The sequence below is a fragment of the Antrihabitans spumae genome, assembly GCF_043944905.1.
In the GTDB taxonomy this organism is placed as follows: domain Bacteria; phylum Actinomycetota; class Actinomycetes; order Mycobacteriales; family Mycobacteriaceae; genus Antrihabitans; species Antrihabitans spumae.
The window spans coordinates 65,721-78,455 of the sequence record NZ_JBIMSN010000106.1 but is presented as its reverse complement, the minus strand read 5'-3'; the positions used below and the strand labels follow the sequence as shown (position 1 = coordinate 78,455).

Annotated in this window: 13 protein-coding genes and 1 pseudogene; 11 read left to right on the top strand and 3 right to left on the bottom strand. The window is 63.5% G+C overall.

What is annotated here, in order from left to right:
- Window positions 1–88 precede the first annotated feature (88 nt).
- The 6 genes from ACHIRB_RS22455 (at window position 89) to ACHIRB_RS22430 (ending at window position 4,423) form a co-directional block, all read left to right on the top strand.
- On the top strand, window positions 89–1,030 hold the full coding sequence (locus ACHIRB_RS22455) for a Rossmann-like and DUF2520 domain-containing protein (RefSeq protein ID WP_395123485.1): 942 nt from the start codon (window positions 89–91) through the stop codon (window positions 1,028–1,030).
- A complete protein-coding gene (panC, locus tag ACHIRB_RS22450; protein WP_395123486.1) occupies window positions 1,027–1,989 on the top strand; it encodes a pantoate--beta-alanine ligase in 963 nt (320 codons plus the stop codon). The genes ACHIRB_RS22455 and panC overlap by 4 nt, the downstream gene beginning before the upstream one ends.
- A 13-nt stretch (window positions 1,990–2,002) precedes the next feature.
- The gene (gene panD, locus ACHIRB_RS22445; protein ID WP_199704960.1) at window positions 2,003–2,422 is read left to right on the top strand and encodes an aspartate 1-decarboxylase; all 420 of its coding nucleotides are present in this window, start codon (window positions 2,003–2,005) and stop codon (window positions 2,420–2,422) included.
- 13 nt (window positions 2,423–2,435) lie between these two features.
- A complete protein-coding gene (locus ACHIRB_RS22440; RefSeq protein ID WP_199704961.1) occupies window positions 2,436–3,239 on the top strand; it encodes a type III pantothenate kinase in 804 nt (267 codons plus the stop codon).
- Window positions 3,240–3,365: 126 nt separating this feature from the next.
- Window positions 3,366–3,971, top strand: coding sequence for a cysteine dioxygenase (locus tag ACHIRB_RS22435; protein ID WP_395123487.1), 606 nt, complete (start codon window positions 3,366–3,368; stop codon window positions 3,969–3,971).
- A gap of 2 nt (window positions 3,972–3,973) precedes the next feature.
- Entirely contained in the window at window positions 3,974–4,423 is a 450-nt protein-coding gene (locus ACHIRB_RS22430) for a rhodanese-like domain-containing protein (RefSeq protein ID WP_395123488.1), read from the top strand.
- 31 nt (window positions 4,424–4,454) lie between these two features.
- Here ACHIRB_RS22430 and ACHIRB_RS22425 read toward each other — a convergent pair whose 3' ends face one another.
- Both ACHIRB_RS22425 and ACHIRB_RS22420 read right to left on the bottom strand, forming a co-directional pair.
- Window positions 4,455–5,147, bottom strand: a complete 693-nt coding sequence (locus ACHIRB_RS22425; protein WP_395123489.1) for a hypothetical protein — start codon at window positions 5,145–5,147, stop codon at window positions 4,455–4,457.
- A 135-nt stretch (window positions 5,148–5,282) separates the two neighbouring features.
- A pseudogene (locus ACHIRB_RS22420) lies at window positions 5,283–5,617 on the bottom strand (epoxide hydrolase N-terminal domain-containing protein).
- Window positions 5,618–5,700: 83 nt separating this feature from the next.
- Between ACHIRB_RS22420 and ACHIRB_RS22415 the strand changes: the two are divergent.
- The 3 genes from ACHIRB_RS22415 (at window position 5,701) to ACHIRB_RS22405 (ending at window position 8,381) form a co-directional block, all read left to right on the top strand.
- Entirely contained in the window at window positions 5,701–6,342 is a 642-nt protein-coding gene (locus ACHIRB_RS22415) for a TetR/AcrR family transcriptional regulator (protein ID WP_395123490.1), read from the top strand.
- Between the two features lie 21 nt (window positions 6,343–6,363).
- Window positions 6,364–7,875, top strand: a complete 1,512-nt coding sequence (gene lysS, locus ACHIRB_RS22410; protein WP_395123491.1) for a lysine--tRNA ligase — start codon at window positions 6,364–6,366, stop codon at window positions 7,873–7,875.
- A 149-nt stretch (window positions 7,876–8,024) separates the two neighbouring features.
- Window positions 8,025–8,381, top strand: coding sequence for a histone-like nucleoid-structuring protein Lsr2 (locus ACHIRB_RS22405; RefSeq protein WP_395123492.1), 357 nt, complete (start codon window positions 8,025–8,027; stop codon window positions 8,379–8,381).
- Window positions 8,382–8,463: 82 nt separating this feature from the next.
- Here the strand turns inward: ACHIRB_RS22405 and ACHIRB_RS22400 are convergent, their stop codons facing one another.
- On the bottom strand, window positions 8,464–11,475 hold the full coding sequence (locus ACHIRB_RS22400) for a Kelch repeat-containing protein (protein WP_395123530.1): 3,012 nt from the start codon (window positions 11,473–11,475) through the stop codon (window positions 8,464–8,466).
- A 194-nt stretch (window positions 11,476–11,669) separates the two neighbouring features.
- On the opposite strand from ACHIRB_RS22400, the gene ACHIRB_RS22395 reads away from it, so the two are divergent.
- Window positions 11,670–12,011, top strand: coding sequence for a chorismate mutase (locus ACHIRB_RS22395; RefSeq protein WP_199704974.1), 342 nt, complete (start codon window positions 11,670–11,672; stop codon window positions 12,009–12,011).
- Window positions 12,012–12,090: 79 nt separating this feature from the next.
- The gene (locus ACHIRB_RS22390; protein ID WP_199704978.1) at window positions 12,091–12,714 is read left to right on the top strand and encodes an FHA domain-containing protein; all 624 of its coding nucleotides are present in this window, start codon (window positions 12,091–12,093) and stop codon (window positions 12,712–12,714) included.
- The last annotated feature ends 21 nt before the right edge of the window (window positions 12,715–12,735 follow it).

The window sequence follows — 12,735 nt, the reverse complement described above, 5'->3', positions numbered from 1 at the left end:
CATAGCTTCGGCGATGTTGTAGCCGATATCCTGTGCGAAGGACGTCTGGTACCCGCTGAGCGGGACTGGAACGAACGAGAGGACAGCGTTGACCTCCTATGGGTTGACCTCAGCAAGCCACGCCGGTGGCCCAGCACCTGCACGATTGACGGTAGGAATCGTCTCGGCAGGTCGCGTAGGAACCGCAATCGGTGCCGCTCTCGAACGAGTCGGCCACATCGTCTTCGGAGTTTCCGCAGTATCCAGCGCTTCGGTGCACCGCGCGGAAACCCGGCTTCCCGAATCGCGCATTCTCCCGATCGACGAAGTGGCAAAGCGAAGCGAACTGCTCGTTCTCGCCGTACCGGATTCCGAACTCGCATCGATCGTCAGCGGGCTGGCGTCGACGGGCGTTGTGCGCCCGGGTGCACTTGTCGCGCATACGTCCGGTGCAAACGGCATCGGTGTCCTTGCGCCGCTGACCGCACTCGGTGCGACGCCGCTCGCCATTCACCCTGCAATGACCTTCACCGGCCACGACGAGGACACCGCGCGACTCGCCAACGCCTGCTTCGGCATCACCGCGGCAGACGAAATCGGTTATGCGGTCGCACAATCGTTGGTCATCGAGATCGGCGGCGAACCGGTGCGCGTAGCGGAGGCCAACCGAACTCTCTATCACGCGGCTCTTGCGCACGGCAGCAATCATCTCGTCACGTTGGTGGTGGATGCTGTTGCGGCACTTCGGGTTGCGTTGGCAGGACAGGAATTGCTCGGTCAGCAGACCATCGACGAACAGCCGAACGGTGTCGCAGAACGTATGCTCGCGCCCCTGCTTTCGGCGGCGCTCGACAACGCGCTGCGACGGGGACAGTCGGCACTGACCGGCCCCGTCGCCCGTGGCGACGTCGCTGCGGTCGCGGCACACCTCGCGGTGCTCGAAGCCGCCGATCCTGACCTTGCGGCCGGCTATCGAGCGATGTCGTTGCGTTCGGCACAGCGCATCGGTGCCGGCGCGGAACTGATCGACCTGTTGGAGGAGGGGAGATGACCACAACAGCCAACCCGTTGCAGGGTGCCTTCGTCCCGGGTGAACTGACGGTTCATCACGACCCGAAGGTTGTCACCGCGATCTCGAACGCGCTGCGCGGCGTCGGTCGAAGTGTCGCGCTGGTGCCGACGATGGGCGCGCTGCACCGCGGTCACATCGAGATCGTCCGGCAGGCCAAGCGTGCCAATTCGGTTGTGATCGTGTCGATCTTCGTCAATCCACTGCAGTTCGGCGCAGGGGAGGACCTGGACGCATATCCGCGGACGCTCGACGCCGACATCGCCATGCTGCGCAACGAAGGTGTCGAGGTTGTGTTCGCGCCATCGGTGGGCGACATGTATCCGGATGGCCGTCGCACGATGGTCCATCCGGGCCCGGTTGGAGCCGACCTCGAAGGTGCAAGCAGGCCTACACATTTCGCGGGGATGCTCACCGTCGTCGCGAAACTGCTGCAGATCGCGCGACCGACAAATGCCTACTTCGGCGAAAAGGACTATCAGCAGCTTGCTTTGATCCGGCAGTTGGTCCGCGACCTGAACTTCGACGTTCGGATCGTGGGAGTCCAGACCATCCGCGAAGCAGACGGCCTCGCGATGTCCTCGCGCAACCGCTATCTCGATCCGGACCAGCGGGAAGCCGCGACGGCGTTATCGGCGGCACTGCTCGCAGGCGCGAGCGCAGGCCCCAAGGGTGCCGAGGCTGTGCTCGCGACGGCTCGGTCGGTGCTTGCGGCAGTTTCCGAGTTCGAGGTCGACTACCTGGAACTTCGTGGCGCCGACCTCGGTCCGGCGCCGGAGAACGGCCAAGGTCGCTTGCTGGTCGCGGCCCGCATCGGTACCACTCGGCTTATCGACAACGTCGGTGTCTCGCTCGGTATCCGGACAGAGGATCCGCAGACCGAGGATCCGCAGACCGACGACACCGCACAGTCCAACCCACTCAGCAGTTCCACCCACTAGGAAAGGGCCAGCGATGTTCCGGACCATGATGAAATCCAAGATCCACCGCGCGACGGTAACTCATGCCGACCTGCATTACGTGGGGTCGGTGACCGTCGACCGCGACCTGATGGAGGCAGCCGATCTGCTCGAAGGCGAGCAGGTCTGCATTGTCGACATCACCAACGGTGCGCGCCTCGAGACCTACGTCATCACCGGCGAGGCGGGTTCCGGCGTGATCGGAATCAACGGTGCGGCAGCGCATCTCGTCGCGCCTGGCGATCTGGTGATTCTGATCGCGTACGGCACGATGAACGAGCAGGAAGTGCGCGATTACAAGCCGCGTGTCGTGTTCGTCGATGAGGCGAACAAGCCTGTCGAACTCGGCTCCGATCCGGCTCACGCGCCGGCCGGTTCCGGATTGATCACTCCCCGTACGCTTTCCGTAGTCTGACCGGCGCCGGTAGATGCTGCTCACGATCGATGTTCGCAACACGAACATCGTCCTCGGTTTGTTCACCGGCTCCGGATCGCACTCGAAGCTGGTGCGGGACTGGCGTATGCACACCGACGCAAGGATCACCGCGGACGAGCTTGCGCTTGCCCTGAGAGGTCTGCTCGGCAGCCATATCGAGGGAATCACCGGTGTGTCAGCACTTTCCACGGTTCCGTCGGTGTTGCGCGAGCTTCGTACGATGTTGCGAAAGTACTGGGGTCATGTACCGCACGTTGTCGTCGAGCCGGGTGTTCGCACCGGAGTGCCGTTGCTCGTCGACAACCCGAAGGAGGTCGGCGCCGACCGGATCGTCAACAGCATTGCGGCGCATCACCTCTACCGGACGCCCGCGATCGTCGTCGATCTCGGAACAGCGACGTGCGTCGACGTGATTTCCGCCAAAGGCGAATTCCTCGGCGGCTGCATCGCCCCCGGCGTCGAGATCTCCATGGATGCGCTTGTGCACAGCGCGTCGTTGCGCAAAGCGGAGTTGCTGCGGCCGCGATCGGCAGTCGGCAAGAACACTGTCGAATGTATGCAGGCTGGAGCGGTATTCGGTTTCGCGGGAATGGTCGATGGCCTTGTCCGGCGGGTCAGGGCGGATCTTCCCGGCTTCGAAGGCGACGACGTCGCTGTGATTGCCACCGGGGACAGCGCGCCGCTGATCATTCCGGAATCCGACGTGATCGCCCATCACGAGCCGGACCTCGCGCTGGAAGGCCTGCGCCTGGTCTACGAGCGCAACCTCGCCAAGGGGCGCCTGCGCAACGCTTAGCTTTCTCCTGCTTGGGTTTGCGACCGTAGGTGCTACACTTTTCTGGTGATTACCCGCATGAGTGCCCAGGAGTGTTGTCGAGGCTGACGTCTGCCTTTACCAACTAACACTTCCTGGAGAAACCTCATGCTCTCCGCATCTTCTGTGGAAACACGTGTACCTGCTCAGCCCGCAAAACCCGCGTCTCGTGACATCTCCGATCGCGTTATAGCTGCGGCGCTTCCCACTCGACTGCGCCCGGCCGACCTGCTGCGGCTCACCGACGAAGGCGCTGTCGACGTCCTGAACGGGCACTACGACCACCTGCTGCCATCCGGTGGACAGTGGCCGACAGGCAATCGCTGGGCCGTCCGACTCAGCTCCGACGACGACGTCGACGTCTGGTTGATCAGCTGGATTCCCGACCAATCGACCGAACTGCACGATCACGCGGGCTCTCTCGGTGCACTCACCGTTCTCAGTGGCGCGTTGTCCGAATACCGTTGGACCGGTGCGGAACTGCGACGTCGGACGCTGAGCGCCGGCGACCAGGCCTCGTTCCCGATCGGGTGGGTGCACGACGTGATGCGTGCTCCGGACGTGCCAGGTGGTTCCGACGTTTCCGAACCGACGCTCAGCGTCCACGCCTACTCGCCACCGCTGACTGCGATGTCCTACTACGAAGTTGCCGACGGGCAGCGATTGCGTCGCACTCGGACCAAGCTCACCGACATGCCAGAGGGAGATCTGTAGCGATGACAAGAAAAGTTGCAGAACAACGACTTTCGATCGACGAGATGCTGGAGCAGGCGCGTGAGCAGCTCGCTCGCATCTACGCATTCGAGCTACCCGAGGCGGTCGCGCGCGGCGCGATTCTGGTCGATATTCGACCGCAGGCGCAGCGGGTCCGCGAAGGCGCTCTTCCCGGCGCTTTGGCCATCGAGCGCAATGTGCTCGAATGGCGTTGCGATCCAACCAGTTCGGCCCGTATCGCGTTGGCTGTCGATCACGACGTCGAGTGGATCGTGGTGTGCTCGGAGGGGTACACGTCGAGCCTGGCGGCGGCTGCGCTGAAGCAGCTCGGTCTGCACAGGGCGACGGATCTGGTCGGTGGCTACAAGGCGATCCAGGCGGCCGGCCTACTTCAAGTGGCTTCGGGTGCAGCCCATTTCGACCGAGTGTCCGAGACCGTCGTCGCAAGCTGACGGCCCCGGACGTCCGGGCGTTGGAGCGGTTTCAGCCGAGTGCGGCGAAGAACTTACGGATATCGCCGACCAGTAGGTCCGGAGTTTCGAGCGCGGCGAAGTGCCCGCCGACCTCGAAGTCGCTCCAGTGCACGATGTTGTAGCCCTCCTCGCCGTAGCGGCGAATCGATACGTCTTCAGCGAACGCGGCGACGCCGGTCGGAACGCTCGACGGCACCGGCCATTCGCCGCCGTGCATGCTCTCGTAGTACATGTTCGCCGAGGACGTCGCGGTGCCTGTGAACCAGTACAGCGACACGTCGGCGAGGATCTCGTCGCGCGAAACAGCGTCCTCGGGAAGCGTTTTGGTGCTGTTGGTCCATTCCTTGAACTTCTCGACGATCCATGCGAGCTGACCGGTGGGGGAGTCGGAGAGGCCGTACCCGACCGTCTGCGGCCGAGTTGCCTGAACCTTGAAGTAGCCGTCCTGCTCGGAAGTCCAGTAGCCGAGGCGTGCGACGCGTTCACGTTCGGTTTCCGTCATGTCCGCGAGGTCGTCGTCCGACACCGGGCCGAGAGGGATGAAGCCGAACGTTGCCGCGTTGACGTGCACGCCGATCACACGCTCGGGTGCGACACGACCCATGTCGGGCGCGACGAAGGCGCCGTAGTCGCCACCTTGAACGCCGTATTTCTCGTAGCCGAGCATGCTCATGAGCTGCGTGAAGGCCTTGGCGTTGCGCATGCTGCCCCACCCGCTGTCGGAGAGGGGAGTCGAGAAACCGAAGCAGGCCATCGAGGGAATGACGAGGTGGAAGGCCTGGTCGGGGTCCAAGCCGTGCGCACGAGGATCGCTGAGCGGACCGATGACGTTGAGGAACTAGACCACCGATCCCGGCCACCCGTGCAGGAGTACCAGCGGCGTCGCATTGGGCTCGGGAGAGCGGACGTGGAAGAAGTGGATGGTCTGCCCGTCGATCTCGGTCAGGTATTGCGCATTCTGGTTGAGTCGCTCTTCTGCTGCGCGCCAATCGAATTCGTTGCCCCAGTAGGTCGCGAGTTCCTTCAGGTAGGAGACGGGAACGCCTGTTCCCACTCGGCGCCGGGGAGTTGCTCGGGCCAACGTGTGTTGGCGATGCGGGCCTTCAGATCCTGGATCGCCGCTTCCGCGATCTCCACTTCGAACGGACGGATCTGCGCGCTGGACTCTGTCATTGTGCTGCTCCCGTGATTTGAACGGATCATTCCGTTCAAGAATAACTGAACGGATCATTCCGTTCACGGGGTATGGTCGAGGAATGTCAGAGCAGACGTCGCACTCTCGGCGTGGGCGGTTCGCCGAGGCCGAACGCAACGACGCGACCATTCTGGACGCGGCGCGTGAGGTGTTCGTGACGGATCCGTCGGCACCGATGTCGGCTGTCGCGAGGCGAGCAGGCGTCGGAATCGGTGCACTGTACAACCGCTATGCAGGCAAAGAGGAACTCCTCTCCACCCTGTGCTCCCGCGGGCAGGACAAGTACCTCGAAGAGGTGGAACGTGCTCTGAGCAGCGACGCAGACCCCTGGGACGCCTACGTCGACTTCCTGCGTCGCATCGTCGAGGCAGACACGCACTCACTGACAGTCCGGCTGGCGGGCACCTTCACTCCGACAGCCGAACAGCTTGGCAAAGCCGAACGAATGTTGGCGCTCGGTGTCGAATTGTTCGAGCGCGCCCAGGCGACGGGGCAATTGCGATCGGGCGTCACGTATCTGGACGTGTCCTACCTCCTCGAGCTCATTGCGAAAAGCGCACTCGGCGACAGCGCCCGGACCGCCGAGCTACGGACGAGGCAACTGGCCGTGATCATCGACGGACTGCGGAACACCGGTGGCGACGACCTGCCGGGGACCCCGCCGACCTGGGAGGAGCAAACCGCCCGCTGGGTACGGGAGTGACTACCGATAGGCTGCGTGGTCGTGAGTGATACGAATACGCCGCCCGTCGACGACACCCCGGAGCAGATCAGGGTGCGTCAGGCCAAGCGCGACCGACTGCTCGAGCAGGGCCGTGAGGCGTATCCGGTCTCGGTTGCTCGCACCCATACGCTTGCCGAGGTTCGCGCGCTGTATCCGGACTTGGCCGTCGACACCGCAACAGGGCAAACCGTTGGAGTTGCGGGCCGAATCATCTTCCTGCGCAACACCGGAAAGCTCTGCTTCGCCACTTTGCAGGAAGGTGACGGGACGCAACTGCAGGCCATGATCAGCCTCGCCGGAGTAGGCGCAGAATCGTTGGCGGACTGGAAGTTCGACGTCGACCTCGGTGATTTCGTATTCGTTCGTGGCGAGGTAATCAGTTCGCGGCGTGGCGAATTGAGCGTTCTAGCCGATTCGTGGGAGATGGCAGCGAAATCGCTACGACCACTCCCGGTCGCGCACAAGGAAATGAACGAAGAATCGCGGGTCCGGCAACGCTATGTCGACTTGATCGTTCGTCCGCAGGCGCGCGAAATGGCGCGCAAGCGGATTGCTGTTGTGCGTGCGCTCCGAAATGCACTGGAGGCACGTGGTTTTCTCGAAGTCGAGACACCGATGCTGCAAACACTGCACGGCGGTGCGGCGGCCCGTCCGTTCGTAACGCATTCGAACGCACTCGACATCGACTTGTTCCTGCGGATCGCGCCCGAGCTATTTCTCAAGCGGTGTGTGGTCGGTGGCATAGAGAAGGTCTTCGAGATCAATCGGAACTTCCGAAACGAAGGTTCCGACGCGACGCATTCTCCGGAATTCGCGATGCTGGAAACCTACGAGGCCTACGGAACCTACGACGATTCCGCGAGGATGATCAGGGAATTGATACAGGAAGTTGCTCAGGAGGCGCTCGGAACTCAGGTCGTCACTCTCGCCGACGGCACCGAATACGATCTGTCGGGCGAGTGGACGACGGTGCAGATGTATCCGTCGTTGTCCGAAAGCATCGGAGTCGAGGTCACCCCTGATACCAGCGTCACAGAATTGCTCGAACTTGCCGAGCGCGTCGGACTGGAGATTCCCGAAGGCAAGGGGTACGGCCACGGCAAACTTGTCGAAGAGTTGTGGGAACACCAGTACGGCGACAAGTTGCACGCCCCTACTTTCGTTCGCGATTTCCCTGTGGAAACGTCACCGCTGACTCGTGCGCACCGATCCGTCCCCGGTGTCACCGAGAAGTGGGACCTTTATGTTCGCGGTTTCGAATTGGCAACGGGCTATTCGGAATTGGTCGATCCCGTGGTGCAGCGCGAGCGTTTCGTCGATCAGGCTCGCCTGGCGTCGGCGGGTGACGACGAGGCTATGGTTCTCGACGAAGAGTTCCTCGCTGCAATGGAGCACGGAATGCCGCCTACGACCGGAACGGGTATGGGAATCGACAGGTTGCTGATGGCACTGACCGGACACGGAATCAGAGAAACCATCTTGTTCCCAATTGTGCGGCCGACCGCGCGCTAGCCGCCTTTGCGGAGTCTTTCGACCGCAAGCGAGTGGTCTTTATTGCATTCGCATTATCTTTGTCGTGGAATATCTCGCAATAGGGGTACTCTAGGCGCGAGTAGTAGGCCTGCAATGGAGGCCACTCCATTCGAGAGGAAAGTCACCCCATGGCTAAGAAGGTCACTGTCACGCTCATCGACGACTTGGACGGCGAAGCGTCGGCGGATGAGACCGTTGAGTTCGGTATCGACGGCGTCTCCTACGAGATCGACCTGTCGTCGACAAACGCAGCCAAACTGCGTTCACAACTCGACCTGTGGGTTTCGAGTGCGCGCAAGGTGAGCGGCCGTCGCCGGACCCCCAAGCCTGCGATTGTGGCCAGCGGCACAAAGAGCCGCGTTTCCGTCGACCGCGAACAAAGCGCAGCAATTCGTGAATGGGCACGCCGAAACGGACATAAGGTATCTGCCCGCGGCCGTATCTCCGCAGAAATCACCGACGCGTACAACAAGGCGAAGAAGTAACACCAGTCGAAACTCCCACCTCGGGCCGAGTCGATCTTGGGTATCGACTCGGCCCGAGCTGTGTTTCCCCGAGCTGTGTTTTCTACGAGAAATCCAACGCTTCCGTCGCAGCAGTCGATTGTGCGTGCGTCGGTTTCGTTCCACCACCGATCGCATAGACCGTGTTACCTACCGCGGCGACCGCAAGACCGTGTCGCGCCGTATGCAGTGCGGGCAACGTTGCCCACGCCCCGGTTGCCACGTCGAATGCCTCGACGGTGCCGAGCACCCGCGTCGGTTCCTCACCGCCGACGGCAACGATGCGCCCGTCGACGTACACCGCTCCGAGCCCGCCCCTTGGCGTCGGCATGGCCGCCAGCGTCGTCCAGGTCCGGGTAGCCGGGTCGTACCGTTCAACGGCACCCGTGTTCTTGTCCGATGACAAATCGCGTCCACCGAGTGCATAGAGGTAGGTTCCGTCGGTCGCCGCAGCGAGATGCTCGCGTGCTGTCGGAGCGCCGGGGGCATCGCGCCACGCGGTGCCGTCGAATACGGCGGTCGTCGTGGAGAGGGTGCTGTTCGCCTGACCTCCCGTGACGATGATCTGATCACCGACGACCGCTGCCGCTCCTGCTGCGCGCGGTTCCGGCAACCTCGGCAGTTCGACCCAGGCGCCGTCGCGGAGAACGAACACCCGGTCCGAGGTCGTCGCGGTCAGGTCGTGGCCCTGCGGTTCCCAGCCGCCGATGACGACAAGTTCACCCCGGTAGTCGACGGCCATCGGGTGATTGAGCGCTATAGGTAGGTCGGGACCGGACTTCCACGTATCGATCGCCGGGTCGTAGCCCTGTACTTTCCCAGTCGAGCCCTCGTTGTCGAGACCGCCGAACACCCAGATGGTGCCGTCGGACATGGCCGTAGCCGACTGCTGCCTGGCAAGGCGCGCATCATCGAGTTGCCGCCACGCATCGGCCGGTTGTGCCGAACGTGCGGGCAATGCGAGCGCCTCGGTCGTCGCGATCGACGCCGCATGTGTCGGCTTGCTCGCACCGCCGATCGCGTAGATCCAATTGCCTACCGCTGCAACCGCCAGACCGTGCCGTGGTGTGTGCATCGGCGGAAGCGCGGACCACGATCGGGACACGATGTCGTAGGACTCGACTGTGCCGAGCACCCGGGTCGGTTCCTCGCCGCCGACCGTCACGATGCGGCCGTCGACGTACACCGCACCGAGTCCGCCGCGCGGCGTCGGCATGGCGGGAAGCGAGGTCCACACCTCCGAGGTCAGGTCGTACGCCTCCATCGCTCCGGAGTTCTTGTCGGCCGACAGGTCTCTGCCGCCGACCGCAAAGACCGACTTACCGTCCGTTGTCGCAGCGAGATGCTCACGCGGTGTGATGACGCCGGGGGCAACACGCCAGGCCGTGCCGTCGAAGATCTCGGTTGTGGTCGACAGCTGCTGGTCTTCCCACTGGCCGCCGACGACGACGATCTTGTCGTCGACCACAACCGCGGCGCCGGCAGCGCGCGGTCGGGCAAGCTTCGCGATGTCGACCCAGGCGCCGTTGCGAAGTGCGAACACCCGATCCGACGTCTTCGCGGTGAGATCGGCGCCGCTCGGCTCCCAACCGCCTATGACGATCAGCTCGCCCCGGTAGGCGACTGCCATGGGGTGATTGAGTGCGAGGGGCAGATCGGGTCCGGACTTCCAGGTGTCGATCGCCGGGTCGTAACCCTGGACCGCGGCGGTCGACCCGTTGTTGTCGAGACCGCCGAAGACCCAGATCGTGCCGTCGTCGACGACCGTCGCGGACTGTTGACGAGCGAGTTTCGCGTCTTTGAGCGATCGCCATTCCAGCGGCACGGCTGCGGCAACCGTCGACGGTGCCGAGGACGCGCTCGACGCTATCGGCGAACCGGTCGAGTCGTTGCGGGCGAGCACGACTCCACCGACCGACGCGGCGACGACCAAGGCGGCAACGGCAGCGACCGCGAATGCCAGGCCGCGCCGTTTGCGCTCGGCACCAACGTGATTGGGGGCCCGATGGTGAGGGCCCGATGCCGCAGCGGGTACCGCGTGCTGAGTCGAGGGTCCGGACGGCTGCCCGAAGGCAGCGTCGTAGGGCAGCACCGGCTGATAGTGCGGACCTGATCGATGGCTCGGTCCGGAGTGTCCGGTAGGCGGCGCAGTGAAATATTCGGTCACCTCGTCGTCACCGGATGGCAGCGCCATCGCCTCGACCTTGAGGCCGTGCTGCTGCTGCGCCTCGCGTAGTGCGTTGCCGAAATCGGCGGACGTCTGCCATCGACCTGCCGGGTCGTCCGCCATCGCCCGCTCGATTGCGCGGCAGACGTCGTCGGGAACCCCGTTGGGTCGTAGGTCCGGTATCGGCGTCGTGCTGATTCGCAGGAACTGAGCAATCAACTCTTCGTCGGTTTTGCGTTCGTAGGCCGCGCGGCCCGCGATCAACGCGAAGATCGTCGCACCGAGCCCGTAGATATCGGCGGCGATCGTAGGTGGCCTGCCCTTGAGTACCTCGGGCGCGGTGTAGGCGAGCGAGCCGGTGAACGCGCCCGTGGCAGTCTCGAATCCGCCTGCGATGCGGGCGATTCCGAAGTCGGTCAACTGTGGTTCACCGTAATCACCGACAAGTACGTTCGCCGGCTTGACATCGCGATGCAGGGTTCCGCCCTCGTGGGCGGTCTGGAGCGCGCCGGCGAGTTTGACGCCGATCCGGACGGCGTCAGGCCACTCGAAGTTGCCGTCGCGGCGAACGCGGGTGGCAAGGGAATCCTTTGCGAGATAGGGCATCACGATGTACGGACGGCCCGTTGCCGTGACACCGACCTGCAGGATGTTCACGATGTTCGGATGGCCCGAAAGTCGGCCCATCGCATAACCTTCGCGCAGAAAACGCTCGCGGTTCTCCCTGTCGAGGTCCGACGACAGCAGCTTGATCGCCACGGTGCGGCCGAGCGCGGGTTGCCAGCAGCGGTACACGACACCGAAACCACCGCGGCCGACCTCTGTTGCGCCTTCGAAACCGGCTGCGGCCAGCTCGGATTGAAGGCTCGGGTCAGCGGGATGCCTCGGATCGCCCTCGTAGCAGGTCAGTGTCTTGCCTCTCGTAGCGGTTCTCGGGTGGTGGACTCGTGAGTTCTGTGTGAATCCATTGTGAGGGCGCAACCGGCTCGCAGGGGGTGCGGATTTGCCCCTCCTAGGGTGACTTCCGGTAGTCGGTCGGTCACGACAGGATCTAGTTGTCCAACAGAGACGGACCACACCGCCGAATGCAAGGAGTTCCGGAAATGACAATCACCACGCATGCCCCGTTCGAGGCCAAGATCGACGAGATCGATGCGGCCCCGATCGATGCGCTGGAGAGCCTCTCCGACGAACTCGACCAGCTGATGATGCGGGAAGAAATCGACCACCTGGACGCACAGATCGTGGCTCTCGTCCGCCGGCGCGTCGAGATCACTCGGCGTGCCGGCCTGGCCCGAGTGGGTGCGGGGCTGCCTGAAGTGACCCGACATGCCGAAATGGGTGTGCTGCGCCGTTTCGAAGCACAGCTCGGACGCGACGGCGTCAGCCTCGGAATGCTGCTGATCCGCCTTGGCCGCACCGGTCTTCCCGGCCGCGGAAAGTAGTTCGAGCGCGACACGTTCATCGACGATCTTGCTGTAGACAGAGGTAAGCGGCACGATTGACCCGTGAACAGAGGTCGATGTGTCGGTACTTGACGGGCCGTGCCTGCGATATGCAGACGAAGTAGGACGCCAGCAGGAGCTGGTTTTGTCACCCGAGAGCCCTCGGGTGACCCTTGGACGGTCACCTCAGGCGGACGTTCCCTTGACGTGGGACGACGAGGTATCGCGCCTGCATGCCGCGATCGAGTGGATGGGAACGCACTGGACGATCCTGGACGACGGTCTCTCGCGCAACGGCACTTTCGTCAACGGCGAGCGGCTGGCCGGTCGGCGCCGGTTGCGTGCAGGTGATCGCATTCGCATCGGCGGCGCGCTGCTGACCTTCCACGAATTCGGCGCAGGGGTCGACGATGTGACGCGGGTGTCGTCGAGCGCGGTCCCGACGTTGCGTTCGCTGACCGAGACACAGCGCTCGGTGTTGGTCGCACTGTGCAGGCCGTACAAACACAGCGCAGCATTTGCGAGCCCGGCGTCGAATCAGCAGATCGCGGCCGAGCTGTATCTGAGCGTCGACGCGATCAAAACCCATCTACGCGCGCTGTTCGCGAAGTTCGGGGTCGAGGATCTACCGCAGAATCAGAAGCGGGTCCGGTTGGCCGAACTCGCATTGCAGAGCGGTGTCATCTCCGAACGCGATCTCTAGCGGGGACGTGATCTATAGCGG

Coding starts and splice junctions, on each gene's coding strand:
- ACHIRB_RS22425 (WP_395123489.1), bottom strand. CDS start 5,147: ATGCGCAACGCCAAGGCCTTCACGCAGCTCATGAGCATGCTCGGCTAC.
- ACHIRB_RS22395 (WP_199704974.1), top strand. CDS start 11,670: ATGACAATCACCACGCATGCCCCGTTCGAGGCCAAGATCGACGAGATC.
- ACHIRB_RS22415 (WP_395123490.1), top strand. CDS start 5,701: ATGTCAGAGCAGACGTCGCACTCTCGGCGTGGGCGGTTCGCCGAGGCC.
- ACHIRB_RS22435 (WP_395123487.1), top strand. CDS start 3,366: ATGCTCTCCGCATCTTCTGTGGAAACACGTGTACCTGCTCAGCCCGCA.
- ACHIRB_RS22430 (WP_395123488.1), top strand. CDS start 3,974: ATGACAAGAAAAGTTGCAGAACAACGACTTTCGATCGACGAGATGCTG.
- panC (WP_395123486.1), top strand. CDS start 1,027: ATGACCACAACAGCCAACCCGTTGCAGGGTGCCTTCGTCCCGGGTGAA.
- ACHIRB_RS22405 (WP_395123492.1), top strand. CDS start 8,025: ATGGCTAAGAAGGTCACTGTCACGCTCATCGACGACTTGGACGGCGAA.
- panD (WP_199704960.1), top strand. CDS start 2,003: ATGTTCCGGACCATGATGAAATCCAAGATCCACCGCGCGACGGTAACT.
- ACHIRB_RS22440 (WP_199704961.1), top strand. CDS start 2,436: ATGCTGCTCACGATCGATGTTCGCAACACGAACATCGTCCTCGGTTTG.